The organism is Kitasatospora sp. NPDC002543 (assembly GCF_053594915.1).
The window spans coordinates 137953-163379 of record NZ_JBSFWR010000004.1; the positions used below are offsets into that span (position 1 = coordinate 137953).

A 25427-nucleotide genomic window follows, 5' to 3' on the forward strand; every position below is an offset into this window, starting at 1 on the left:
CTCTGCTCGAACGGGCAATCGACCCCCGTCGCGGGGGCGTACGGGCCCATGGACGGCGTACGGCGTACGGCGTACGGCGCGGCGGTCGGCGGGAAGACCGCCCGGCCCCGGCGGGTCGTCCGGGGCCGCGGGCGGTTTCCGTGCCCGGTGCCGTCCGGGGCCGCGGGCGGTTTCCGCGCCCGGTGCCGTCCGGGCGGAGTGTCAGGCGTAGAACGCCAGCAGCTCCGGAGCCAGCACCTCGGCCGCCACCTCGTGGGTCTTGCCCTCCAGCGTCCGGTGCTCGGCGCCCGGCACGGCCGCCGCCACCGCGCGGGTCGGGGCCCGCAGCGTCTCCGGGCTGGCGCCGCCGTCCAGGGCCAGGGTCGGCACGGAGATCTTGCCCAGGACGTCGACCGGGACGACCGCGCCGGTCCGGTCGCCGAGCGCCGCCGCGTCGTACGCCAGGGTCGGGGCGACCGCTTCGAACGCCGGCCACACCGGCGCGCCGCGCATCCCGTCGACCATCTCCGCCGGCGCTCCCGCGTAGACCATGAGGGCCGCGACGGCGTCCCCGCGGCGTCCTTCGGCGAGCGCCGCCGTCAGCTCGGCGACGTACTGGCGGAAGCGCTCGCTCTGCGCCTCGTCGGTGCTGAACGGCGGCTCGTAGACGGCGAGCCGGGTGATGCCGATGTCCGCGGCGGCGGCCCGCAGGGCGAGCGCGCCGCCGGAGGAGTGGGCGAAGACGCCGGCCGAGCCGCCGGCCGCGGCGATGACGGCGGCCAGGTCCTCGATCTCGCGCTCCACCGCGAAGGGCAGGGTGTCCCCGCTGTCGCCGCGACCGCGCCGGTCGTAGCTCCACACGGTGTGGTGCTCCGCCAGCTGTCCGGCGATCGCGGCGCTCGGGCCCATGTCGCGGCGGCACAGCGCGCCGTCGACCAGGACGACCGCCGGGCCGGAGCCGATGACGGTGCAGGCGAGGACGGTGCCGTCGGTGGAGACCACGGTGCTCATTCGGTGTGTTCCTTCTGTCGCGCGAGTCGGTCATGGGGGTAGACCGGGGTGCGCCGCAGAACTCATCGCTCCGGCCGCGACTTTTTTCGGGCGGGTGTCCGGGACCCCCGGCCCGAGGGGTCCCGCTCAGATGTTTCACAGGTAAATTACCTGCTAATCTTTTTCCATGGTCACAACCGCCCAGTTCCGCCAGGCACTTCGGGTCGGTCCGGCCGGAGACGGCTGGCACAAGCCCGCGCTCAGCGCCGTGGTCACCCTCGGCACGCTCAACCTCACCCTGCTCGGCCTCGGCCGGCTCGACCTCGCCCTCTACACCTCGGCCGGCGGCCTGGGCGCGCTGTACGGGCACGGCCTGCCGTACCGGCCCCGGGCCCGGATGCTGTCCGGCGTGCTGCTCGGCACCGTGCTCAGCACCGGCGCCGCCCTCACCGCCGCCGCGCTGACCCGGGACGCCGCCGTCCTGGTCGCGGTGTCGGCGGTGCTCGCCGCCCTGCACAAGCTGCTCTGCGACGCCGCCCGGGTCGGCCCGCCCGGCAGCCTGATCATCACCTTCACCTCCGCCAGCTGCGCCTTCCTCCCGCAGCGGCTCGCCGAGGTGCCGCCGCACCTGGCGCTCACCGCGCTCGGCGCCGCGGTGGCGTGGCTGGTCTGCATGGCCCCGGCCCTGGTGCGCCCGTACGGGCCCGAGCGGATCGCCACCGCCCGTGCCCTGGAGGCCGCGGCCCGGCTGCTGCGGACCGGGCCCGGCCGACCGGACGCCGCCGCCCGCACCGCGCTGGTCGGCGCGGTCGAGGCGGCCTGGCAGAGCCTCGCGCTCTCCACCCCGGCCCGGCGGCGCGCCCTCGGCGACGCGCCCGAGCGGCTGCTGGTGCGCGCGGAGTCCGCGCTGGCCGGCCAGGCCCGGCCCGAGGACGCCGAGCGGTACCTCGGCTGGGCCCGCGACCTGCGGCGCGGCCGCCCGCTGCCGTCGATCGACCTCACCGAGGCGGAGGCCGCCGAACCGGCCGCCCGCCGCCCCGGCCCCCGGCCCCCGCTCCGGCGGGCGCTGCGGCCCGGCTCGGCGCTGCTGCCGATCGCCCTGCGGGTGGCCGTCGGCTGCGCCGGCGCCGGGTGGCTCTCGCTGGCGCTCGGCGTCGGCCGGCCGTACTGGGCGGTGGTCACCGCGGCCTCGGTGTTCCAGGCCAACAGCATGCTGTCCTCGCAGCGCGCGCTGCAGCGGGTGCTGGGCAACCTGCTCGGGCTGCTGCTGTTCACCGCCGTCCTGCCGGTCGCGCACTCGGGTCCGGTGGCGCTGATCGGGCTCGGGCTGGTCTGCCAGTTCGGCGCGGAGGCGACGATCGCCCGCAGCTACTGGCTGGCGACGGTCTTCGTGACCCCGATGGCACTGCTGATGACGGAGTTCGCGGGCCCGCAGCCGGCCGGGGCACTGGTCGCCGACCGCTGGCTGGACACCTGCGTCGGCGCGCTCACCGGCCTCGCGGCCTGCCTGCTGGTCACCAACCGCCGCACCGCCACCCGGCTGACCCGCGCCCTGGCCGGAGCCGAGGCCGCCGGCCACCGGGCGCTCGCCGCCGTCTCCGCCGCCGCGGCCGTGAGCGCTCCGGAGGCGCGCGCCGCCCGCACCGGCCTCGCCGCCGCCGTGCTGGAGCTGCGCGAGGCCGCCGACACCGCCGCCGGCGAGTGGCGCCGACCCGCCCTCCCGCACCAGCGCGCCACCGCCACCGAACGGCAGGCCCACCACCTGCTGGCCGCCCTGCTGGAGCGCCGCGGCCGCGGCGACCTGCCGGACACGCCCTAGGATCGACAGGGTCGAAGCCGACCGGCAGGCCGCAGAACGGGAGCAGCACACGTGGAGGACGTCGTCGCAGGTGTGCTGCGCCAGTGGGAGCGGGCCTACCCGGGGCTGGACACCGGCCCGATCGCCGTCCTCGGCCGGATCAACCGCTGCGCCGCCCTGCTCCAGCAGACCCCCGACCCGCTCACCCGGGCCGGCCTCACCCGTGCCGAGTTCGACATCCTCGGCGCCCTGCTCCGCCTCGACCGCGAGCTGACCCCCACCCAGCTGGCCCGGGAGAGCTTCGCCTCCGGCGCCGCCGTCACCAAGCGCCTGCGGCTGCTGGAGGAGCGCGGCCTGGTCAGCCGCCGCACCGACGACCGGGACCGCCGGGTCGCCCACCTCTCGCTCACGGAGGAGGGCCGGACGCTGGTGGACGGCCTGATCCAGGAACTCGTCGCCTACGACCGCGCCCTGCTGGCCGGCCTCACCCCCGACGAGCAGGACCGGCTCGCCGAGTCCCTCAGCGGCCTGCTGAACAGCCTGGAGGGGACGATCGGCCGCACCCCGGGCTGAGCCCGCACCCCGGGCCGAGCCCGCGGACCGTGACGGAGCGCCAACAGCGTTGCTCCGCCGGGAAACTATGCTCGTGGGGCGGGCGTACGGGGAGCGCCTGTGCGAATCGGGCTCCCGTGCGGCGCGGACCGTCGAGTCGTCCACCGGGAGTCGCATTGGACCACAGCGCGGACCGGACCGGCGGTGGCCGGTCCCCGGCGGAGCGCACGGGTGGCTCCGGCGACCCCCTCTCCCGGCTCACCCGGGGCATCGTGGTCATGGTCGCCGTCGGCTTCTGCGCCGCCTCGGCGGTGGCCACGGTCCGCAACCACGACGGCCTGGCCTACCAACTGCCCGCCGTGGCAATGCTGTTGGTCCTGCTCGGCTTCCAGATCGGGCACGCCGGCCCGTGGCGGCTGGCCCGGCGCTGGTGGCCGTGGAGCCTGGCCGCCCACGGGGTGCTCACCTACCTGCCGTTCCTGTTCTTCGACGGGACGTGGGTCGGCCTACCCGGCTCGTTCGCGGGATCGCTGCTGCTGACGGTCGCGCCGCGCTCCTGGGCGCTGTTCGCCGCGCTGGTGGCCGCCCAGTACCCGATCTGCGCGGCGCTGGGCGGGGCCCTCGGCCAGTGCGTCAACGCCTCGGTGTCCACCGCGGTGGGTGGCATCGTGGTCTACGGGGTGGCCCGACTCGCCGACCTGATCACCGAGTTGCGGGCGGCCCGGACCGAGCTGGCCGAGCTCGCGGTGGACCGGGAGCGGCTGCGTTTCGCCCGCGACCTGCACGACCTGCTCGGCTCCAGCCTCTCCGTGGCGGCGCTGAAGTGCCAGCTCGCCGAGCGGCTGGCCGGGCAGGACCCGGAGCGCGCCCGCGCGGAGATGGCCGAGGTGCTGGCGCTGGTGCGGCAGGCCATGACGGACACCCGCCGGCTCTCCAGCGGGGACCTCCGGCTGTCCCTGGCGCGGGAGGCGCGGTCTGCGGTCGCGGCACTGCGGGCGGCCGGGATCGAGGTCGAGGCCGAACTGGACTGCGCGGGGCTGCCGTCCGAGGTCGACGCGGTGCTGGCCACCGTGGTGCGGGAGGCGGTCACCAACCTGCTGCGGCACAGCGCGGCCCGGCGCTGCGGGATCCGGGCCGAGCGGGACGGGCTCGGCACCGTGCGCCTGGTGGTCTCCAACGACGGTGTGCCGGGCGAACCGGACGGCCCGGACGGCGCTCCGCGCGCACCGGGGGACGGCCGCGGCATCGGGAACCTCACCGCGCGGCTGCGGGCCGTCGGGGGCCGGCTGACCGCCGAGCGGGACGGGACGGGCTGGTTCCGCCTGACGGCCGTCGTCGAGGCCGCGCCCGCCCGGGACGCCGCCCGCGCCGCCTGACCGTCCCGTCCCGTCCGTCCGCCTGTACGTACGGCCCGCCTGTACGTACGGCCCGGCTACTCGTGCAGCCCCATCGCCTCGACCGGCTCCCGCCGTAGCGCCGACCGGGTGGTCAGCAGCACGGTGCCCAGCCCCAGGAGCGCCGCCCCGCCCAGCACCGCGGCCGCCCAACTCGTGGGCAGCGGCGTCCAGGCCGCACCGGTGAGCGCGAGGCTGACCGGGACCAGGACGGCGGCGGTGACCGCCGACCCGAGGAGGAGCGCCACCGCGAACATGATCCCGCCCTCCCAGGCCGCCATCCGCAGCACCTGGCGGCGCGTGGTCCCGACCAGCCGCAGCAGCGCGAACTCGCGCAGCCGCTCGCCGGTGGCCATCACCAGGGTGTTGACCACGGCGATCGCGGTGAACAGGCTGATCACGCCGAGCAGCAGCCGCCCGACCGCGGTGGCCGCCTCCTGCTGGTGCCGGCGTGCGGCGTCGTAGTCGGCCCGGTCGCTGATCCGGGCCATCGGGTAGGCCGGGGTGAGGCTCCGGAGGGCCCGGCCCACCTGCCGGGGGTCGGCGCCGGGGGCCGTGCGGACCAGCACGGTCGGTGCGAGCGGGTCAGGTGTGTGGGCGGCGGCGAGGCCGGTGGGCAGCAGCACGTCGGCGAACCGGGCGTCACGGTCGTAGACGGCCGCCACGGTGGCGGTGCTGTCACCGCCGTCGTTCCAGTGGATCCGGACGGTGGCGCCGGCGCCGGCCTTGAGTCGGGCGGCCGTCCGCCGTCCCAGCGCGATGCCGTCGCCGTGCAGCCGGTCCAGCGAACCGGCCGTCACTCCGGGGTCGACCAGTTGCTCCAGCCCCTGCGGGTCCACGATCAGGGCGGTCGCCCCGTGGGAGCCGGCGGCGTCCTCCGTGCTGTCGGAGGAGACCATGACGAAGCCGGGGAGCAGGCCGCCGGCCGCCCCGACGCCGGGCAAGCCGCGGACGGCTTCGGTGAACTCCGTCGGCAGGCCGACGCCGCTCGCCTGGGCCACGTGGTCGGCCAGCAGCCGTCGGGCGTCCTCGGCCGCACCGGCCCGCGCCTTGACGACCGGGACGAACAGCACGCTGCCGGTGAAGGCCACGGCCAGCACCAGCGGGGTGACGGTGGCGGCGAAGCGGCGGGGCTGGGAGCGCAGGGCGGCGGAGGCCAGGAACCCGGTGACCGGGAAGAGCCGACCCACCGGTCCGCCGATCAGCACGCCGGCGACCCGTCCGATCAGCGGCCCGAGCAGGGCCACCCCGAGCAGCAGCGCCAGCACCATGCTCTCGGCCGTTCCGGCCCCGGCGCGGCTGCCCGCCGAGTCGGCCAGCACCACGCCGGACACGGCGAGCGTCACCAGCCCGAGGGCGGTCCGGATCCGGCCGATCCGTGGCGGCGGGGCCGAGGCGTCGCGCAGGGCCCGGGTGGGTTCGACCCGGGAGGCCCGGCGGGCGGCGGCCAGGACGGCCAACTGCGCGGTGATCAGGACACCGCCGAGGACGACGAGCGGGGCGGTCGGTCCGACGTACAGCGGCACGTCCTCGCCGACCACCCCGCGGTCGACCAGTTCGGCCCGCAGCAGCGCGGCGAGGCCGGTTCCGAGCGGGAGGCCGACGGCCGAGGCGGCGAAGGTCAGGACCAGTGTCTCCAGTGCGATCATCCGCCGGACCTGCCGGGCGGTGGCGCCGACCGCCCGTAGCAGGGCCATCTCGCGCAGCCGCTGCCGGACGGAGAGCGCGAGCGCCCCGGACAGCACGAAGACCGAGACGAGCAGGGACAGCACGCCCATCGTCCCGGCGAGCGAGGAGAGGCCGTCCCCGGGGGCGCCGGAGAACTCCAGTTCGCCGCGCTCGTCGCCGGTGTGCGCCCAGGGCCCGGACCGGTACGCGTCGCCGCCGTCCGGCCGGGCCGCGGCCACCGCCTGCCGGGCCCGCTCGGCCAGTGCCCGGAGGTCGGTCCCCGTCTCGGCGGTGAGGCCGATCGCGTCCGCGCCGGTCGCCGTTCCGGCGAGTCGGGCGGCCTGCGCGGGGCTGAAGAAGAGCGTGCTCTGACGGGTCGGCACCCGGGGTGGAGCCGCCAGTCCGGACACGGTGTAGTCGCGCGGCGCTTCGATGGCGGCCAGCCGTACGGTGTCGCCGGCCGTGACCCCGGCGCGGGCCGCCGTGGCGGTGTCGAGGACCACCTCGTCGGGGCCGGTCGGGGCGCGGCCGGTTGTCAGCCGGAACGGGGCGAGCACGGCGCCGGCCCAGGAGTGTCCGAGGGAGGGGCCGCCCCGCGGTCCGGACAGGACCTTCCCGTCGGGGGTGACCACGGCCGCCGGGAAGGAGACCTCCGGGACGGCGGCCGTGACGCCGGGCAGCCCGGCGAGTGCGGCGGTCAGCGGTCCGGCATCCGGGACGCGGTGACCGTCGCCGATGACCACCGGTGCCGCGGCCCAGCGTTCGGTGGGGGCTCCCGCGCGCTCGGCGGACTCCATCAGGACCCCGCAGGCGACGGTCAGGACCAGGGCGCAGACGAGTGCGGTGAAGGCGCCCGAGAAGGCCGCCTTCCGGCCCCGCACCGTCCGCCAGGCAAGCTTCAACACGTGGCTCGGCCCCCCGGGTGGTGTGCGCTCGACGACCTCGCGAGCCTAGCTCCGGGGCGGCCCGGCCGAATTCCATTCGTTGGCGAAGGAAGGCCCCGTCAAGCCTCACCGTGGGTCGGCCACGGCCGGATCCGTGCGAAACGCACGGGCCGCCGAACCGCCCGTCCGGGTACCGGGGGCGCTCCGGCCCTATGTCGTCGGCAGCCAGCCCATCTCTTCGGCGATCCGGATCGCGTCGACCCGGCCGCGCCCCCCGGTCTTGGCCACCGCGGCGGCCAGGTGGTTGCGTGCCGTGCCCGTCGAGATGAAGAGCCGGGCGGCGATCTCGGTGACGGAGTCCCCCCGCGCCGCGAGCCGCAGGACCTCCGACTCCCGGGGCGTCAGCGGGTTATCCCGGGTGTCCAGGGCGGCCAGCGCCAGCTCCGGGTCGACGACGCGCTCACCGGCGGCCACCCGGCGGATCGCCGCGGCCAGGTCCCGGGCGGGTGCGTCCTTGCCGAGGAAGCCGAGCGCACGGGCGGAGAACGCGGCGCGCAGGTAGGCCGGTCGCACCAGTCCGGTGAGGATCAGCGTCCGGCACCCGGGGAGCCGCTCGTGCAGCTCGGCCGCGGCCCGCAGCCCGTCCAGTCCGGGCAGGTCGATGTCGAGCACCGCGACGTCCGGGCGCACCTCCAGAGCGGTCGGCACCACCTCGTCCCCGCGCTCGACGTCGGCGACGACCTCCAGGTCCTCCTCGTACGCGAGGAGGGCCATCAGCGCACCGCGCACCATGCTCATGTCCTCGGCCAGCAGAACCCTGATCATCCGCGATCTCCCCCTGTCAGGTGACGGCCACGGACGGAGTTCATCAGACAACAGCCCTTGCCAGGGCCGGTTTCCGTGTTTGATCGGCCCCGAGCGGTCCGCCGGTCGGCGTAGCCTTCGTGCATGGCAGAGAGCAAGGTCCGGAAGGCCGCGGCGAAGGAGCCGGTGGCGAGGACGGCGGCGGTGAAGACGGCGGCGGTGAAGCCGAGGAAGCCGGAATCGCGTCTGGCGATGGTGCGGCGGGCCCGGAGGATCAACCGCGAGCTGGCGGAGCTGTACCCGTACGCGCATCCGGAGCTGGACTTCGAGAACCCCTTCCAACTGCTGGTGGCCACCGTGCTGTCGGCGCAGACCACCGACCTGAGGGTGAACCAGACCACCCCGGCGCTGTTCGCGGCGTACCCGACGCCGGAGGACATGGCGGCGGCGAACCCGGAGGAGCTGGAGGAGATCATCCGCCCGACCGGCTTCTTCCGGAACAAGGCGAAGTCGCTCATCGGCCTCTCGATAGCGCTGCGCGACGAGTTCGGCGGTGAGGTGCCGGGCCGGCTGGCCGACCTGGTGACCCTGCCGGGCGTCGGCCGCAAGACCGCCAACGTCGTCCTCGGCAACGCCTTCGGGGTTCCCGGCATCACCGTGGACACCCACTTCGGACGGCTGGCCCGGCGGTTCGGCTGGACCACCGAGGACGACCCGGTGAAGGTCGAGGCGGCCGTTGCCGCGATCTTCCCGAAGTCGGAGTGGACGATGCTCTCGCACCGGGTGGTCTTCCACGGCCGCCGGATCTGCCACTCCCAGAAGCCCGCCTGCGGCGCCTGCCCGATCGCGCCGCTCTGCCCCTCGTTCGGCGAGGGGGAGACCGACCCGGAGAAGGCACGCAAGCTGTTGAAGTACGAGATGGGCGGCCAGCCCGGGCAGCGGCTGCGGCCGCCGGCCGACTTCCCCGGTGAGGCGGCCGCCCGCGCGGACGCCGCCGTCCACCACGGACGGGTCGCGGACCTGGGGGTGGACGCGTGAGCGGCGGACGGATGAACGGGCACCCGGGGCACGCCGGACCGGAGGCCGGGGGAGTCGCCCGGGGCATCGAGCTGGACGGGCTGCCGGGCTGGCTGGAGCCGGTCCGGGAAGCGGCCGAGCGGGTGCTGCCGGAGCAGCTGAGCCGCTTCCTGCCGCCGGTCGAGGGCGGCCGGCCGGCGGCCGTGCTGATGCTGTTCGGCGAGGGGCCCGAGGGCCCCGACCTGCTGCTGATCGAGCGGGCCCGTTCGCTGCGCTCGCACGCCGGGCAGCCGTCGTTCCCGGGCGGTGCGCTGGACCCGGAGGACGGCGACCCGAGCGGCCCCGGCCCGATCGCGGCGGCGCTGCGCGAGGCCTGGGAGGAGACCGGCCTGGACCCGGCCGGGGTGCAGGTCTTCGCGGAGCTGCCCCGGCTGTACATCCCGGTGAGCAGCTTCGTGGTGACCCCGGTGCTCGGCTGGTGGCGCGAGGAGACGCCGGTGCGCCCGGTGGACGCGGCCGAGACCGGGGCGGTGTTCCGGGTCACCATCGCGGAGCTGGCCGACCCGGCGAACCGGGTGCGGCTGCGCCAGCCGTCCGGGCACCTCGGGCCGGCCTTCGCGGTCGCCGGGCGGCTGGTCTGGGGCTTCACCGCCGGGGTGATCGACCGGGTGCTGCACCACAGCGGCCTGGAGCTGCCCTGGGACCAGTCCCGGATCGTCGACCTCTCGGACGACGCCCTGGCCCTGGTCCAGGGCGACCTCGAACACTCCCGGGTGCTGCCGGGCGGCGACGCCGACGCTTCGTGACGGGCCGTCGGCGCGTCCGGCGCGCGGGCCGTGGGAGGGTGTCCGAGTGAACGTCCTGGATGTGCTGCTGATCGCCGCGGCCGTGGCATTCGCCGTGTCGGGCTACCGGCAGGGCTTCGTGGTCGGCGTGCTGTCGCTGGTCGGTTTCCTCGGCGGCGGCCTGCTCGCCGTCGAACTGCTGCCGCTGCTGCTGCTCGACCGCATCGGCCCCGGCACCACGGCCTCGGTGGTGGCCGTCGTGGTGGTGATCGTCCTCGCCGCGATCGGCCAGGCGGTCACCGCGCACTTCGGCTGGAAGCTGCGCGGGCACATCGGTCGCCGCCCGGCCCGGGTCCTGGACGCGAGCGGCGGCGCGGTGGTGAACGTCGTCTCGATGCTGCTGGTGGCCTGGCTGATCGGTTCGGCGCTGGCCGGGGCGTCGCTCCCGACGGTCTCCCGGCAGGTCCGCTCCTCGGCGGTCCTCGGCGGGGTGCAGAACGCGCTGCCCAGCGACGCGCCGAACTGGTTCTCGGACTTCTCCAAGGTGCTCGCCCGCAACGGCTTCCCGCAGGTCTTCAACCCCTTCGAGCACGAGCCGATCACCCAGGTGGACACCCCGGACCCCGCGCTGGCCGGCAGCCCGGCGGTGGCGCGGGCCCGGCAGAGCCTGGTCAAGGTGGTCGGCACGGCGACCTCCTGCGGGAAGACCCTGGAGGGCAGCGGCTTCGTCTTCGCCCCGCACCGGGTGATGACCAACGCCCACGTGGTCGGCGGGGTCAACGAGCCGACCGTGCAGATCGGCGGCGTGGGCCAGCTGTACGACGCGACGGTGGTCCGCTACGACTGGCAGCGCGACATCGCCGTGCTGGACGTGCCCAAGCTGAACGCGCCGCCGCTGGCCTTCGCGGGCGAGGCGAGGACCAACGACAGCGCGATCGTCGCCGGCTTCCCGGAGAACGGCGCCTTCAACGTCCAGCCGGCCCGCATCCGCGGCCGGATCCAGGCCAACGGCCCGGACATCTACCACCGCGGCCAGGTGGTGCGGGACGTCTACTCGGTGCGGTCGGTGGTCCGGCAGGGCAACAGCGGCGGCCCGCTGCTCACCCCGGACGGCGAGGTGTACGGGGTGGTCTTCGCCAAGTCCCTGGACAGCGCGGACACCGGCTACGTGCTGACCGCGGCCGAGGTGCGCGAGGACGCCCTGCAGGGCGGCGCCGCGACCGCCCGGGTGGACACCCAGGGCTGCGCGCTCTGACCGGGCCCGGGGGCGGGCCGCCCGGCGGGCGACGCGAGGGCGGGCGGTCCGGTGGGCGACGCGCGGGCGGGCGGTCCGGTCGGCCCGGGGGCGGGCCATCCCCTTCGTGCGGGGGGCGTGGCATCCGATATCCGTCACTCCGTCAGGCGGCCCTGGTAGCCTCGGCCGCGCTCACCCGTTCGGCTCAACCGGGCGCCGTCCCGGAGTGGGCCCGACGGGAGGGCTTGGCAGTCCGATGATGGGTCACTCGCATGCGGTGAGCGGGGCGATGCTGTACGCGGCCTCGGCCCCCTTCCTGCCCCCGCTGCTGCTGCACACCACCCTGCAGCCCGCGGACATACTGATGGGCACGGTGCTGTGCGCGGGCGCGGCCCTGCTGCCGGACCTCGACCACCACGACGGCTCGATCGCCAACTTCCTCGGCCCGGTCTCCAAGGTGCTCTGCCGCTTCGTGGCCTGGATCTCCGGCGGCCACCGGCACGCCACCCACTCGCTGCTGTTCGTCGCGCTGATGGGTGCGGGCACCTGGGCCGGGGTCACCTTCGTGGGCCGCTACTTCACCCTCGGGCTGACGTTCTTCCTGCTGGCGCTCGCGATCCGGGCCCTGCGGCTCTGCCCGCCGGGCGACGGCCCGGAGGCGTGGATCACCGTCATCGGCCTGGCCGCGCTCGGCACCTTCGGGATGAACACCTGGATGCCCAACTCGCCCGGCTGGCTGCCGTACGCGGTGGCCCTGGGCACGCTGGCGCACCTGCTCGGCGACTGTCTGACCAAGAAGGGCGCGCCGCTGCTCTGGCCGCACAAGGAGCGCTACGAGATCGTGCTGATCAAGCGCAGCGGCAACAGCGTCGAGACGAAGGTGCTGGTACCGATCATGTCGGTGGCGACCTTCGTCCTGCTCTGGTTCACCGCGCTGTCGCCGACGATCGTCAACTGACGGGGCGCCGGGCATCGGATGCCCGGTGTATCGCCCGGTGCACCAGGTGGTGGTGTGCCGGGCGAAGGCGTACCGGGGCGAAGGCGTACCGGGCGGTGGTGGGCCGGGCGGTGGTGTGCCGGGCGCCGGGCGCGGCGCGGGGCTCAGGTCTCGCGCCGCAGCCGTGCGCCCACCCAGCGGGCGCGTCGGCCGAGGATGCGGGGGATGCCGAGGTGCCGCCGCTCGGTGCGCTGACGGCCGTCGGGGCCGTCGAAGCCGAGGTCGTCCGCCCGGTCGGGCCGGTGGGCGGAGCGCTGGGGGCTGTTGTGACGTCGGCCGCGCGGGGCGCCGCCGCTTTCGGGCATCCAACTCATACCGGAAGGGATGCCCCTGGGCCGGTCGAGGTAACCGCCCGGGCCGTGCCGAAATTGGCCTATGCGGTTGTCATATGAGCGACAAAACAAGGGAGTTGGGGCTTCCGGCCCTTCCCCTCGACCGCACGTTCGGCTGTGTCCCGCCGGGCACCGCTGCGTTTCGCGGTGCCCCGGTTCCCTGGCGGCGCTCCCGGGGAGTGCGCGTCACTCCTTGTGGCGGCCGACCCAGTCCAGCAGCTCGGTGGTGAACTCCTCCGGCGCCTCCTCGTGCGGGAAGTGCCCGACCCCCGGCAGCAACCGCCAGCGGTACGGCGCCGCCACGTACTCGCCGCCGCCCAGGGCGGTGTGCGACAGCAGCACCGGGTCCGCGGCGCCCTGGACGTGCAGGGTCGGCGCGGTGATCGGCTTCTTCATCCGCCGGGCGAACTGGATGCCGTCGGGCCGGGCCATCGAGCGCAGCAGCCAGCGGTACGGCTCGATCGAGCAGTGCGCCGTGCTGGGGATCTGGATCGCCTGCCGGTACGCCCGCACCGCGGCCTCGTCCAGGCCGTTCGGGCCGGTCCAGGAGGTCAGGTAGCGACCGACCAGCTCCGCGTCGTCGGCCACCAGACGGCGTTCCGGTATCCACGGCCGCTGGAAGCCCAGCACGTGCTCGAAGGCGGCGAACTGCCGGCGGTCGGTCAGCAGCGCCCGGCGCAGGTCCCTCGGGTGCGCGGCGGAGACCACGGTGAGGCTCTGGATGACGGAGGGCCGCATCACCGCCGCCACCCAGGCCAGAGTGCCGCCTGAGGCGTGCCCGACCAGGTGGGCCCGGCGCTCGCCGAGCGAGCGGATCACGCCGGTGATGTCCAGCGCGAGGTTGCCCGGGTCGTAACCGCGCGGGGTGCGGTCGCTGCCGCCGATACCGCGCAGGTCGAGCGCCACCGCCCGGTAGCCGGCCTCGGCGAGCGCGGTCAGCTGGTGGCGCCAGGCCCACCAGTACTCGGGCCAGCCGTGCACCAGCAGCACCAGCGGGCCGGAGCCCAGCTCGGCGATGTGGAAACGGGCGCCGTTGGCCGCGAGGTCGCGGTGCGTCCACGGCCCGGTCTGCCGGATGCTCCAGGCCTCGCCGCTCTCCGTCGGGGCCCCGGCGGCGGCCGACTCGCGGGGTTCCCGGCCGGGCTCCCGTCCGGGCTCCGGGCCGGGCTCGCGCGCGGGTGCCAGGCCGCTGCCCTCGGGGGCGGTGCCGGGGCCTTCCGGGCCGGCGGGGCCTTCGGGAGTGAGCCCGGCGCCGGAGTCGGGGCCGGAGTCGGCGGACGGCTGCGCGGGCACGGGCTTCTGGTCAAGCGGCATACCGAGAGCGTGTCACATCCGCGCGCCGGACACGTGCCCGGCACTCGTTGTCGGCGGGTTCGGCGCGCATCGGCCGGTTCGGTGCCCATCGGTTGGTTCGGTGACCGTTGGCTCGTTCGGTGCTCATCGGCGGGTTCGGTGACCGCCGGTGCGTTCGGTACTCATCGGCGGGTGCGGTGCCCGCCGGTGCGTTCGGTGCCCATCGGCCGGTTCGGTGCGCGCCGAGGTGGCGCCGTCCGTCGGTGGGGCCGCCCGTCGGCGGGGCCGGTCACCGGCGCCCGCCGACGCGGGCCCGGTTACGGGATGCGGCCGAAGGCCCGGTCGATCTCCTCCTGGGTGGCCGGGCGCGGCCTGGCGTTCTTCAGCACGTCGGCGGTCTTCTGGGCACCCTCGATGGTGCGCACCGGCTTCTCGATCTTCTTGAACGAGCGCCAGGCCAGCATCCCGAGCAGCACCGCGAGCAGCAGGTAGGCGCCCGCCACGATCAGGAAGGACCAGCCCAGCGACAGGCCCAGGGCGTGGATGCCGAAGGCCGCCGCGGCGCTCAGCATCGGGATGGAGAACAGCGCCACCACACCGGCGACGATCAGCGAGACGCCGCCGGAGACGCCCCGCTTGACGTCCGCCCGGATCTCGGACTTGGCGAGCGCGATCTCGTCGTGGACCAGCGCGGACAGGTCGGCGGTGGCCGCCGCGAACAGCTGCCCCACCGAACGCTCGCCCTCGTAGGGCGCCCGGCCGTTGCTGGACGGGTCTGCGGCTCCTGCGGGCATCAGCGGTTCTCCTCTGCGGCTGTACGGCGTGACGCCGCCGCGGTTGTGCGGTTCCGGGGGCCGGTGGGGGGTCCGGAGGCGTCTGTGGGTTGTCGACAGCTCAGAATCATGCCCCTACCGGTCAGTCGGACACCACTCCGGGGCCCCGGCGGAGGGACGTGTCCCGGGGGCCGGGACGCTCCGGGCGTCCCCGCGAGGACGTTCCGGGCGCGTCGGCCCGAGCCGTCCGACGGGGCCCGGCGCCGGCCCCGGAAGGCTTTTCCGGGGGACTCCCGAAGGCCTCCCGAGGGGCCCCGCACTGTCTCTTCGGGGGCGCCCCGGCGGGACCGTCAGGGCTGTCCGGGGTGTCCGTGGCGGTTCCGGTGACCGGATCCGGCGTCGGCGTCGGCGCCGTTCTCCGTGCCGTGTTCCGCGTCGGGCCGGGGGGCGAACCCGGCCGTCCTCGCCTGCCAGGCCGGGTCGTCCTCCTGGTAGATGTCCGGGATGCCGTCCCCGTCCACGTCCCGGTCCTCCTCCTCGCAGATCGCGCGGTAGTGCCGGTTGCGCAGCTTCAGCAGGATGGTGGCGACCACCGCGGAGAGCACCGAGCCGACCAGCACGGCGGTCTTGGCCCGGGCGGCGAGCGCCGGGTCGTCGGGGAAGGCCAGTTCGCTGATCAGCAGCGAGACGGTGAAACCTATGCCCGCGAGCACCGAGACCGCGACCATGTCGGCCCACTTGAGCCGCGGGTTCAGCTCGGCCCTGGTGAACCGGGCGGTCAGCCAGGCACCGCCGAGCACACCTATGGTCTTGCCGACCAGCAGGCCGATCACGATGCCGAGCGGGGCGGCCTGGGTGAACACCTCGCGCAGCTTCGGACCGGAGACGGCCACCCCGGCCGAGAACAGCGCGAACACCGGGACGGCCAGGCCGGCCGAGAGCGGGCGGACCAGGTGCTCGATGTGCTCGCCCGGGGAGTGCTGCTCGTCGCCCTCGCGGTGGCAGCGCAGCATCAGGCCCATCGCGACGCCCGCCACCGTGGCGTGGATGCCGCTCTCGTGCATCAGCGCCCAGGTCACGACGGCCAGCGGCACGAAGAGGTACCAGCCGTGGACGCCGCGCCGGTGCAGGAACCAGAACAGCACCAGCCCGGCGAAGGCGAGGCCGAGCGCCCAGAACTTGATGCCGTGGCTGTAGAAGATCGCGATGATCAGGATCGCGATCAGGTCGTCGACCACGGCCAGGGTGAGTAGGAAGGCGCGCAGCGCGGACGGCAGGTGGCTGCCGACCACGGCCAGCACACCGAGGGCGAAGGCGATGTCGGTGGCGGTCGGGATCGCCCAGCCGCCGGGATGTCCGCCGCTGCCGGAGTTCACCAGGGCGAAGAGGATCGCGGGCAGTGCCACCCCGCAGACGGCGGCGACCACGGGCAGCAGCGCGGCACTGGGCGTGCGCAGCTCACCGGCGACGAACTCGCGCTTGAGCTCGATCCCGGCGACGAAGAAGAAGATCGCCAGCAGGCCGTCCTTGGCCCAGGTGGCCAGGGAGAGGTCGAGGTGGAGCGGGGCGGAGGGCCCGACGGTGTAGTCGAGCACGCTCTGGTAGGCCTGCGGCCAGGCGTTGGCCCAGACGAGGGCGACGACGGCGGCGCCCAGCAGCAGCATGCCGCCGACCGTCTCGGTGCGCAGGGCGTCGGCGATGAAGGTGCGCTCGGGCAGTGACAGCCGACCGAGGAACTGCCGGCGGCGGGTCGTCGGCCGGGGGACGGGCGGCTGGTCGGTCACGCGGGACCTCCTGGGGCTGGGAACGGCAACGGATGCACCTGTGGTGCAGTTGCCGACCAGACTTCCCGGCGCGCCCTGTGACGCCCACGACTCCCGTCAAGGGATCTTGATGCGTCCTTAATAGTCTAGCGGGACGTTCGGGTGACATACGGGTTGTCCTAACAAAGGACTTAAACCCTGCGCGCTGGTTCTGCACTCCGGGGGAACGGCGACCCGGCGTCCGAACGGCAGATCGGCACCCGGATGGCGGATCGTTGCCCGCTTGGCGGCTCGATGCCCGAGCGGCGCATGCGAGACGGCTGTGCCCCGGGCGGTGGTCTCCGCCCGGGGCACAGCCGTCGGTTCAGCTCGTCCCGGCTCGTCCCCGGCTCGTCTCGGCTCGTCCCCGGCTCTTCGTCGGTCCGTCCTGAGGCGTCCAGGGTCGTGTCAGGACGACTCAGGTCAGCCGTTGCCCGTCAGCCGTTGCCGTTGTCCGAGGACGGCAGCTGGGCCTGGATCTGGCTCATCACCGTGCTGTCGGCCAGCGTGGTGGTGTCACCGACCTCGCGGCCCTCGGCGATGTCGCGCAGCAGGCGGCGCATGATCTTGCCGGAGCGGGTCTTCGGCAGCTCGCCGACGACCTTGATCTGCTTCGGCTTGGCGATCGGGCCGAGCGTGCGGCCGACGTGCGCCCGCAGCTCCTCGACCAGCTCGGGGCCCTCGGCCACGCCGCCGCGCAGGATCACGAAGGCGACGATGGCCTGGCCGGTGGTGGCGTCGGTCGCGCCGACCACGGCGGACTCGGCGACGGACGGGTGGCCGACCAGGGCCGACTCGACCTCGGTGGTGGAGATGTTGTGGCCCGAGACGAGCATGACGTCGTCCACCCGGCCGAGCAGCCAGATGTCCCCGTCCTCGTCCTTCTTGGCGCCGTCACCGGCGAAGTAGCGGCCCTCGAAGCGCGACCAGTAGGTGTCGATGTAGCGCTGGTCGTCGCCCCAGATGGTGCGGAGCATGGACGGCCACGGCTCGGTGAGCACCAGGTACCCGCCGGAGCCGTTCGGCACCTCGGCGGCGTTGTCGTCCACCACGGTGGCCGCGATGCCCGGCAGGGCGCGCTGGGCCGAACCCGGCTTGGTCTCGGTGACGCCCGGCAGCGGGCTGATCATGATGGCGCCGGTCTCGGTCTGCCACCAGGTGTCCACGATCGGGCACTTGCCGCCGCCGATGTGCTCGCGGTACCAGACCCACGCCTCGGGGTTGATCGGCTCGCCGACGCTGCCCAGCACCCGCAGCGAGGACAGGTCGAACTTCGCGGGGATGTCGTCGCCCCACTTCATGAAGGTGCGGATCGCGGTCGGCGCGGTGTAGAGGATGGTCACGCCGTACTTCTGGACGATCTCCCAGAAGCGGCCCTGGTGCGGGGTGTCCGGGGTGCCCTCGTAGATGACCTGGGTGGCGCCGTTGGAGAGCGGGCCGTAGACGATGTACGAGTGCCCGGTGACCCAGCCGATGTCGGCGGTGCACCAGTAGACGTCGGTCTCCGGCTTGAGGTCGAAGACCGCGTTGTGGGTGTAGCTGGCCTGGGTGAGGTAGCCGCCCGAGGTGTGCAGGATGCCCTTGGGCTTACCGGTGGTGCCCGAGGTGTAGAGGATGAACAGCGGGTGCTCGGCGTCGTGCGCCTCGGGGGTGTGCTCGGTGGACTGGCGCGCGGTGGCCTCGTGCCACCACACGTCGCGGCCCTCGGTCCACGGGATGTCCTGCCCGGTGCGGCGGACCACCAGGACGTGCTCGACGCCGTCGGCCTTGGTGAGCGCCTCGTCGATGGCCGGCTTGAGGGCGGAGGGCTTCCCCCGGCGGTAGCCGCCGTCGGCGGTGATGACGAGCTTGGCCTGGGCGTCCTGGATGCGGGAGGCGACGGCGTCGGAGGAGAAGCCGCCGAAGACCACCGAGTGGGTGGCGCCGATCCGGGCGCAGGCGAGCATCGCGACGACCGCCTCGGCGATCATCGGCAGGTAGACGGCGACCCGGTCGCCCTTGCGGACACCGAGCTCCAGCAGCGCGTTGGCGGCCTGCGAGACCTCGTCCTTGAGCTGGGCGTAGGTGATCGAACGGCCGTCGCCGGGCTCGCCCTCGAAGTGGATGGCGACCCGGTCGCCCAGGCCGTTCTCCACGTGGCGGTCGACGCAGTTGTACGCGACATTGAGCTTGCCGTCGGCGAACCACTTGGCGAAGGGAGGGTTGGACCAGTCGAGGGTCTCGGTCGGCTCGACGGCCCAGGTGAGGCGGCGGGCCTGCTCGGCCCAGAAGCCCAGACGGTCCTCGGAGGCCTGCGCGTACGCGGCCGCGGTGACGTTGGCGGCTGCGGCGAGCTCTGCCGGCGGGGCGAAGCGCCGCTCCTCCTTGAGCAGGTTGGCCAGGCTCTCGTTGCTCAACGCGCACTCCTCATCGAGTCATGATCGGGGGCGATCCCGTGCGTGGGGATTGTCCCGTGTGTCCCAGCGCACAGCTCACCAGGCGAACGGGGCAGTTGACAAGAGGCTCCTGTGAATTGGTGTAGACCTTTGACCGGCGACCGGTCGGCGTCGTGCGCGGCGCGCCGAGGAGGGCCGGGAGACCGCCCGGGGGTGGGTGGGCCCGTGCCCCGGCCCGCCCGGCGGGGACACGGACCCGGCTCTCAGGCGGCCAGTCCGGGGCCCTCCTCGCCCGCCTCGACCGGAACACGATCATCCACATTCACCCGTTCGGCCGACGCCGTGTCCGGCCGGACACCGGGATCGGTTCCGGAGGCGCCCTCGGTGTGGCGTTCGATTCCGTTCGGGCCCCCTCCGGCGCGGGCCTCGACCGGGCTGAACGTCCCGGCGGCCCGGTCGAGGACGTAGGCCTGGGCCGTGGCGAAGTCGAAGTACATCCCGACCAGCCGCAGGGTGCCCTCCTCGACCCGGCGCTCCACCGCGGGGTTCGCCATCAACTGGTCCAGCTGCTGGACCACGTTGGTGATGCAGAGCTGCTCCACGACGTCCACCACGGGCCGGGCGGCGAACTCCGCCGGGACCCGTCGGAGCCGGTCCAGCGAGCCGCGTCCGTTGCGCAGCCAGCGGGCCAGCGGGGTGGGCGGCCCGGGGCGCTCGTGCACGCCGTCCAGCAGAGCCTGCATCGCACCGCAGCCGGAGTGGCCGCACACCGTGATCGAGCGCACCTCCAGCACCTCGACCGCGTACTGCACCGCGGCGGCCACCGAGTCGTCCGCCGCTCCGGGTTCGTGCGGGGCCGGCACCAGGTTGCCGACGTTGCGCACGGTGAACAGGTCCCCCGGACCGCTGTTGGTGATCATGCTGGTGACCATCCGGGAGTCCGCGCAGGTCAGGAAGAGCTGGGAGGGCGTCTGCCCCTCGCGCGCCAGCCGGGCGAGCTCCGGCCGGACCAGCGGAGCGGTGTGCAGCTGGAACACCCGGACGCCGTCCAGCAGTCGGCCGTGCGGGTCCTCCTGCTGCTCGATGCAGTGGTGGCCGACCCAGGGCGTCCAGGCGCGGCAGCGGTGCGGGCCCGGCGAACTTCCCGCACGGACGGTGCCGTCCGGGTCGAGCACCTCGTCGTCCTGGCGGTGCGTCACCATCGAGACCCGGCCGCCCGATCCCTGGTGCCCGGCCCGCCAGGTGTGCAGCGTCTCGTACGCGGCGTGGTCCAGGAAGGAGCCGTCGTGGACCACGGTGACCCCGGCCCCGGCCGGGATGCCGGCCAGGGCCAGGCCGAGCCGGGGCACGGAGGCGAAGGTGAGCGGGCCGTGCGTCCGGACGGTGACCGTGCCGTCGGGGCCGGTCTCCACGTCCACGTGGGCGCGGGTCAGCCGGTAGAGGGCGAGCAGTATGGCGGTGCCGGCGCCGATCGCGACGCCCCACAGCACCCCGGCGGCCACCACGCCGAGCACGGTGACCAGGTAGACGGGGAACTCGCGGTGCCGGTGGACCTTGCGGATGTGCGCGAAGCTCACCATCTGCAACCCGACCACCAGCACCAGCGCGGCGAGCGCGGCCAGCGGGATCCGGCGCAGCCCGCCGGTCAGGACGAGCGCGGCGGCCAGCACCCAGACGCCGTGCAGCACCGAGGACCACCTGGTCCGGGCACCGGCCCGCACGTTGGCGGTGCTGCGCACCGCGCCGCCGGCGACCGGCAACCCGCCGGCCAGGCCGCTCACCAGGTTGGCGAGGCCCTGACCGCGCAGTTCGCGGTCGAGGTCGCCGGTGCGACGGGACATCCGATCGGTCGCGACGGCGGACAGCAGCGACTCCACACTGGCCACGGCGGTGACGGTGAGGACGGCGGCGAGGATTCCGAGGACCGGGCCGTGCGGCAGCGCCGGCAGGAGCACCTGCGGCCGCCAGGCGGGCAGTTCGATGTGGGCGAGCCGCAGGTCCAGGGCGAGGACGAGGACGGTGGCCAGCGCGACACCGGCCAGCGGGCCGGGCACCTTCGCCAGCCGGGCGCCCAATTCGCCGGCACGGCCCGGAAGTCGGCCGAGGCGCGGCCAGCCGACCAGGACGGCCGCGGTCACCGCTCCGGCCAGAAGCGCGGGCGGGTGCGGGCCGGCCAACTGGCCGGGCAGGGCCAGGATGTCGGCGATCGCGGAGCTCTGCGGCGAGCCGCCGAGGACGACGTGCAGCTGCGCGAGGGCGATGGTGATGCCGACCCCGGCCAGCATGCCGTGCACGATCGCGGGGGAGACGGCGAGCGCGGTCCGGGCCACCCGGCGCGCACCGAGCAGGAGTTGGAGCAGGCCGGCGGCGACGGTGATGGCGCAGGTGGCCTGCCAGCCGTACTGGGCGATCAGCCCGGCGGTGATCACCGTCAGGGCGGCCGAGGGGCCGCTGACCTGGAGCGGTGTGCCGCCGAACAGCCCGACCACGATCCCGCCCACGGCCGCCGCGGCCAGGCCGGCGGTGAGCGGGGCGCCGGTGGCGAGCGCGATGCCGAGGGAGAACGGCACCGCGATGAGGAAGACCACGAGGGAGGCGGAGAGGTCCTGGGCCCACCGGATCCGGGGGCCCGGGCTCGGTGGCGCGTGGTCGGTGGTGTCGGAGGCGATGGGGGCGCTGGAGATGTCGAGGGTCATGGTCTTCCCGTCTGTCCGGGGGAGCGAACGCAGTCAGGTCCGGTGGCATGTCCGGGGTGGGGTTCCGGGGCGGATCGGCTGTCGTGGGTCGCGACGGTGTGGCGGGATGGCGTGGGCGCGGCGGGGGAGTGCGGGTGTCACCGGCCGGCGTCGACCATCTGGCACGCCAGGGCTCCGGGCGAGGTGCGGGACGTCTCACCGGGGCCGTCGGGCGAACCATCAAGACTCGGTAAACCGAGGGTAATGAAAGCTTTGCACAGCGTGGTTCCGGGAGGGAAGCGGAAAACCCCCTGGTTCACTCCATTGGGTGGTGGCCGAACGGCTGGGAATCTGCTGGTGGCAGTGGTCGGGTCCGTCTGCCCGGGCCGGACACGGCGAACGGGCCGCGGCCTCCCCGTGGCGTGGGGAGACCGCGGCCCGTCCGGCTGCGGTGCCGTGGTGCTGTGGTGTCGTGGTGTCGCGGTGCTGTGGTGTCGTAGGTCAGGCGCGGGCGCCCGCCGGGGCCGTGCGCGCGTCGCTCTCCGCGCACTCGCCCAGGACGAAGTCCTCGTCCACCTGGGTCGCGAGGTCGATGCCGACCTTGGAGTTGGCCCAACTCTCCGCGTTGCGGCGGTGGAAGAGCACCGCCTGCTCGGTGTAGCGGCGCGCGTCCCGCCGCCCGTACGCCGCGTCGGCCTCGATCCGGAGCTCGTCCAGCACGGCCCGGTTGGCCGGCTCCAGGGACCTCAGCGGAGGTTCGGCACCCTGCTCCAGGCGGCGCACCCACTCCGACTGCCCGAAGGTGGTGAGCAGGTCCCCGCCGACCTCGCGGCGGAGGAAGGCCAGGTCCTCCGGGCCCTGCACCTTGTTGCCGACCACACGCAGCTGCACGCCGAAGTCGCGGGCGTAGTCCCGGTACTGGCGGTAGACGGAGACGGCCTTGCGGGTCGGCTCGGCGACCAGGAAGGTGAGGTCGAAGCGGGTGAACAGGCCGGAGGCGAAGGAGTCCGAGCCCGCGGTCATGTCGGTCACCAGGTACTCGCCCGGGCCGTCCAGCAGGTGGTTGAGCAGCAGCTCCACCGCGCCGACCTTGGAGTGGTAGCAGGCCACCCCGAGGTCCTCCTCGGTGAACGCGCCGGTGGCCAGCAGCCGGACCGAGCCCTCGTCCAGCGCGATCGGACGGGCGCAGGCGGCGTAGACCGGGTTCTCCTCGACGATCCGCAGCAGCCGTGAACCCCGGCCGGGCGGCGTGGTTTTGATCATTTCGTCGGAGGAGCGGATCAGCGGGTTGCTGCCGCGCAGGTACTCCTTGATCTCCGGCAGGTATCCGCCCAGCGGGGGCAGTTCGGCGGCCTGATCGTCGGTCAGCCCGAGGGCGGGGCCCAGGTGCTGGTTGATGTCGGCGTCCACGGCGACGACGGGCCGGCCCAGGGCTGCCAGATGGCGGATGAACAGCGCGGACAGCGTGGTCTTCCCGCTGCCGCCCTTGCCGACGAAGGCGATCTTCATCTGGGGACTCCGGCTCTCGCTCAGGGCCCTCGCAGTGGGCCGACTGCCCAGGGGCCGCGTCGCGCGGACCCTAGTTGGAAATCGTTATCGTCTCCGATAGTGGCCATGCTAGCCGGGGTTCGGGTTTCACCGGGGGCGGGAAGTGAGGATTGCCTCTAACGGGTGATGCGGGGTTGCTGTTCCGGGAGGGGCGGCCCGTTCATTACTCTCGGGTAGGTGAGCACTGGAACTGATCCCCTCGCCCCGCTGGCCCAGCTCCCCGGGGTGCCCGACGCGGTGGCCGAGGTGCGCAAGGCCGTCGACCGGCTCTACGGCCACCGGGTGATGCGCCGCCGCGCGGCCGAGGTCACCTCCGAGTCCGCGCTGCGCGGGGCCCGCGCGTCGGCGGCCCTGGCCGGGGCCGACTGGCCGCTGGAGGAGGTCCGCCGCCGCAGCGACTTCGGCGCGGACCCCGAATCCCGAACGGTCGGTGCGGCCCTGCGGATCGCCGCCGAGGCCGGCCAGCTGCTCAGCATCTGGCGGCACTCGCCGCTCCAGGTGCTGGCCCGGCTGCACCTGCTCGCGGTCGGCGACGGCGATCCGGCCGCCGGTCGCCCGCGGCGCGCCGGAGAGGACGCCGAGGACCTGTTCCCGCTGGAGCTCCGGCCGGTGGAGAGCGTCGAGGCCGAGGTCGCGGACGGGCCGCTGCCCGCGCTGCCGCCCGCTCCGGGCGCCGAGGAGGTCGCGGCCCGGCTCGATCAGCTCTCCCGGTTGCTGGTGGCGCGCGCGGAGGGCCAGGGCGTGGGCACACCGGCCCTCGTCGTGGCCTCGGTGGTGCACGGCGAACTGCTCGCGCTGCGGCCTTTCGGCACCCACAACGGCGTGATCGCGCGGGCCGCCCAGCGGATCGTGCTGATCGCCGAGGGGCTCGACCCGAAGTCGATCTGCCCGGCCGAGGTCGGGCTGGCGGAACTCGGCACCGCCGCGTACCGCCGCGCCCTGGCCGGCTACCTGGCGGGCACCCCCGAGGGGATGGCGGCCTGGATCGCGCACTGCGGCCGGGCGCTGCGGCTCGGGACCCGGGAGAGCACGGCGGTCTGCGAGGCGATGCAGCGCGGGATGGTCTGAGCGGCGCACCGGCCGGACGGCGCGCGCCCGCCCCAGGGGGCGCGCGGAGACACGGATGCGGCGGCACCTGATCCTGCCGGGTGCCGCCGCTGGTGCAGATACCGGGTGACCATGCATGCACCGGAAGTGCCGATCAGACGGGGATCCTGCCCGTTCGTCTGGTCCGGCGGCCCGACAGCGGGTCGGCTGCATGTGGGTGCCCGGATATCTGTACGTGCGGTCCGTGGGGCCTGAACTGCGTTGTCGGTTTGACCTCTTAGGTCCTGACCGGGTCTCGCGGGCCGTGCTTCATTTGTATCGCGTTTCGGGGGAAAGGGGAACCCGAAACGAGAAGTCTGTCCCGATTGCCCGTTTTGGCCAAAGGGGTGGGGCAGGGTTGTGCCTCAGGCGCCGGGGCGCCGCCGGCGGGCCAGGTACCAGATCACCCCGGCGGTCACCGCGGCCGTCCCGACCGCCACGGCCGTCAGCACCGAACCGCTCGGGGCGGAGAACTCGGGCAGCCGGCGCCGAAGTTCCACCGGCTTCTCGAAGACCAGCACCGGCCACTCCCGGGCCTGCGCCTCCTTCCGCAGCGCGCGGTCGGGGTTGACCGCCGAAGGGCGGCCGACCGCCTCCAGTAGCGGCAGGTCGGTGGAGGAGTCGCTGTAGGCGTAGGACGAGGCCAGGTCGTAGCCCTCGGTCGCGGCCAACTCCCGGATGGCGGCGGCCTTGTTCTCGGCGTAGGCGTAGTACTCGATCTCGCCGGTGTAGCAGCCGTCCTCGACCTTCAGCCGGGTGGCGATCACGTGGTCCGCGCCGAGCAGCCGGCCGATCGGCTCGACCACCTCGGAGCCGGAGCTGCTGACGATCACCACGTCCCGGCCGGCCGCGTGGTGCTGCTCGATCAGCGAGGCCGCCTCGTCGTAGATGATCGGGTCGATCAGGTTGTGCAGGGTCTCGGCGACGATCTCGCGGACCTGCTGGACGTTCCAGCCCCGGGTGAGCGCGGAGAGGTACTCGCGCATCTTCTCCATCTGGTCGTGGTCCGCGCCGCCGACCAGGAAGACGAACTGGGCGTACGCGCTGCGCAGGACCGCCCGACGGTTGATCAGACCGCCCTGGTAGAAGGGGCGGCTGAAGGCCAGCGCGCTCGACTTGGCGATGATGGTCTTGTCGAGGTCGAAGAAGGCCGCCGTGCGCGGTCCGCCGGGTCGGTGGCGAACGGGCGGGCGGAGCTCTTCGGGCCCGGTGGTGTCGCCCGGGGACTCGTCGGCGTGGTCGTCGGCGTTCTCGGTGGTGTCCACGGGAACCGAGGATAGAGGGAGCCGCAAAACACCCCGCCATTCGGTGTACTCGCGGGCGTGCGGGTTTGTGTTTCTGGCCGCTCGGGTACACCATGGAAGTCACGGATCGTTCGCGACCGTGCTAACCCGGTCCGGCTCCTCCCCCCCGAGCCGGGCTGTGGATAGACGACCCCCGC

At 74.2% G+C, this 25427-nt stretch carries 19 protein-coding genes; 8 read left to right on the forward strand and 11 right to left on the reverse strand.

The genetic code is table 11. From position 1 onward, the window contains the following. Positions 1-201 precede the first annotated feature (201 nt). Positions 202-990, reverse strand: a complete 789-nt coding sequence (locus ACWD4P_RS03610; RefSeq protein WP_449778421.1) for an alpha/beta fold hydrolase — start codon at positions 988-990, stop codon at positions 202-204. A gap of 166 nt (positions 991-1156) precedes the next feature. On the opposite strand from ACWD4P_RS03610, the gene ACWD4P_RS03615 reads away from it, so the two are divergent. From ACWD4P_RS03615 to ACWD4P_RS03625, 3 genes are all read left to right on the forward strand, one after another. Further along, complete coding sequence (locus tag ACWD4P_RS03615; RefSeq protein ID WP_449778422.1) at positions 1157-2788, forward strand: FUSC family protein; 1632 nt, start codon at positions 1157-1159, stop codon at positions 2786-2788. Between the two features lie 51 nt (positions 2789-2839). Then, positions 2840-3340, forward strand: coding sequence for a MarR family winged helix-turn-helix transcriptional regulator (locus ACWD4P_RS03620; RefSeq protein ID WP_359822611.1), 501 nt, complete (start codon positions 2840-2842; stop codon positions 3338-3340). 155 nt (positions 3341-3495) lie between these two features. Beyond that, on the forward strand, positions 3496-4695 hold the full coding sequence (locus ACWD4P_RS03625; protein WP_449778423.1) for a sensor histidine kinase: 1200 nt from the start codon (positions 3496-3498) through the stop codon (positions 4693-4695). Between the two features lie 56 nt (positions 4696-4751). On the opposite strand, the gene ACWD4P_RS03630 is transcribed toward ACWD4P_RS03625, so the two are convergent. Further along, entirely contained in the window at positions 4752-7286 is a 2535-nt protein-coding gene (locus tag ACWD4P_RS03630) for an FtsX-like permease family protein (protein ID WP_449778424.1), read from the reverse strand. 189 nt (positions 7287-7475) lie between these two features. After that, positions 7476-8090, reverse strand: a complete 615-nt coding sequence (locus tag ACWD4P_RS03635) for a response regulator transcription factor (protein WP_359822604.1) — start codon at positions 8088-8090, stop codon at positions 7476-7478. Between the two features lie 123 nt (positions 8091-8213). Between ACWD4P_RS03635 and nth the strand changes: the two genes are divergently transcribed. From nth to ACWD4P_RS03655, 4 genes are all read left to right on the forward strand, one after another. After that, positions 8214-9107, forward strand: coding sequence for an endonuclease III (gene nth, locus ACWD4P_RS03640; RefSeq protein ID WP_359822602.1), 894 nt, complete (start codon positions 8214-8216; stop codon positions 9105-9107). 11 nt (positions 9108-9118) lie between these two features. Next, positions 9119-9892: an NUDIX hydrolase gene (locus tag ACWD4P_RS03645; protein ID WP_359822613.1), complete on the forward strand. Its 774-nt coding sequence runs from the start codon at positions 9119-9121 to the stop codon at positions 9890-9892. 46 nt (positions 9893-9938) lie between these two features. Next, complete coding sequence (locus tag ACWD4P_RS03650; RefSeq protein WP_359822600.1) at positions 9939-11126, forward strand: MarP family serine protease; 1188 nt, start codon at positions 9939-9941, stop codon at positions 11124-11126. A gap of 238 nt (positions 11127-11364) precedes the next feature. Further along, positions 11365-12063, forward strand: a complete 699-nt coding sequence (locus ACWD4P_RS03655) for a metal-dependent hydrolase (RefSeq protein ID WP_449778425.1) — start codon at positions 11365-11367, stop codon at positions 12061-12063. A gap of 143 nt (positions 12064-12206) precedes the next feature. Here ACWD4P_RS03655 and ACWD4P_RS03660 read toward each other — a convergent pair whose 3' ends face one another. The 7 genes from ACWD4P_RS03660 to ACWD4P_RS03690 form a co-directional block, all read right to left on the reverse strand. After that, a complete protein-coding gene (locus ACWD4P_RS03660) occupies positions 12207-12416 on the reverse strand; it encodes a hypothetical protein (protein WP_359822594.1) in 210 nt (69 codons plus the stop codon). 204 nt (positions 12417-12620) lie between these two features. Then, positions 12621-13748, reverse strand: a complete 1128-nt coding sequence (locus tag ACWD4P_RS03665; RefSeq protein ID WP_449778426.1) for an alpha/beta fold hydrolase — start codon at positions 13746-13748, stop codon at positions 12621-12623. A 296-nt stretch (positions 13749-14044) separates the two neighbouring features. Next, complete coding sequence (locus ACWD4P_RS03670; protein ID WP_049652144.1) at positions 14045-14521, reverse strand: phage holin family protein; 477 nt, start codon at positions 14519-14521, stop codon at positions 14045-14047. Positions 14522-14850: 329 nt separating this feature from the next. Further along, positions 14851-16284: a Na+/H+ antiporter NhaA gene (gene nhaA / locus ACWD4P_RS03675; RefSeq protein ID WP_449778427.1), complete on the reverse strand. Its 1434-nt coding sequence runs from the start codon at positions 16282-16284 to the stop codon at positions 14851-14853. Positions 16285-16739: 455 nt separating this feature from the next. Then, positions 16740-18698, reverse strand: a complete 1959-nt coding sequence (acs, locus tag ACWD4P_RS03680; protein WP_449778428.1) for an acetate--CoA ligase — start codon at positions 18696-18698, stop codon at positions 16740-16742. A 242-nt stretch (positions 18699-18940) separates the two neighbouring features. Beyond that, a complete protein-coding gene (locus tag ACWD4P_RS03685) occupies positions 18941-21373 on the reverse strand; it encodes a SulP family inorganic anion transporter (RefSeq protein WP_449778429.1) in 2433 nt (810 codons plus the stop codon). Between the two features lie 480 nt (positions 21374-21853). Then, the gene (locus ACWD4P_RS03690) at positions 21854-22861 is read right to left on the reverse strand and encodes an ATP-binding protein (RefSeq protein WP_449778430.1); all 1008 of its coding nucleotides are present in this window, start codon (positions 22859-22861) and stop codon (positions 21854-21856) included. A 216-nt stretch (positions 22862-23077) separates the two neighbouring features. Here ACWD4P_RS03690 and ACWD4P_RS03695 point away from each other — a divergent pair, with 216 nt between their 5' ends. Further along, entirely contained in the window at positions 23078-23968 is an 891-nt protein-coding gene (locus ACWD4P_RS03695) for a Fic family protein (RefSeq protein ID WP_359822579.1), read from the forward strand. A gap of 383 nt (positions 23969-24351) precedes the next feature. Here ACWD4P_RS03695 and ACWD4P_RS03700 read toward each other — a convergent pair whose 3' ends face one another. After that, complete coding sequence (locus tag ACWD4P_RS03700; RefSeq protein ID WP_449778431.1) at positions 24352-25251, reverse strand: HAD family hydrolase; 900 nt, start codon at positions 25249-25251, stop codon at positions 24352-24354. Positions 25252-25427: the final 176 nt, after the last annotated feature.

Coding starts and splice junctions, on each gene's coding strand:
- ACWD4P_RS03690 (WP_449778430.1), bottom strand. CDS start 22,861: ATGAAGATCGCCTTCGTCGGCAAGGGCGGCAGCGGGAAGACCACGCTG.
- ACWD4P_RS03670 (WP_049652144.1), bottom strand. CDS start 14,521: ATGCCCGCAGGAGCCGCAGACCCGTCCAGCAACGGCCGGGCGCCCTAC.
- ACWD4P_RS03615 (WP_449778422.1), top strand. CDS start 1,157: ATGGTCACAACCGCCCAGTTCCGCCAGGCACTTCGGGTCGGTCCGGCC.
- ACWD4P_RS03655 (WP_449778425.1), top strand. CDS start 11,365: ATGGGTCACTCGCATGCGGTGAGCGGGGCGATGCTGTACGCGGCCTCG.
- ACWD4P_RS03660 (WP_359822594.1), bottom strand. CDS start 12,416: ATGAGTTGGATGCCCGAAAGCGGCGGCGCCCCGCGCGGCCGACGTCAC.
- ACWD4P_RS03635 (WP_359822604.1), bottom strand. CDS start 8,090: ATGATCAGGGTTCTGCTGGCCGAGGACATGAGCATGGTGCGCGGTGCG.
- ACWD4P_RS03685 (WP_449778429.1), bottom strand. CDS start 21,373: ATGACCCTCGACATCTCCAGCGCCCCCATCGCCTCCGACACCACCGAC.
- ACWD4P_RS03610 (WP_449778421.1), bottom strand. CDS start 990: ATGAGCACCGTGGTCTCCACCGACGGCACCGTCCTCGCCTGCACCGTC.
- ACWD4P_RS03645 (WP_359822613.1), top strand. CDS start 9,119: ATGAACGGGCACCCGGGGCACGCCGGACCGGAGGCCGGGGGAGTCGCC.
- nth (WP_359822602.1), top strand. CDS start 8,214: ATGGCAGAGAGCAAGGTCCGGAAGGCCGCGGCGAAGGAGCCGGTGGCG.
- ACWD4P_RS03665 (WP_449778426.1), bottom strand. CDS start 13,748: ATGCCGCTTGACCAGAAGCCCGTGCCCGCGCAGCCGTCCGCCGACTCC.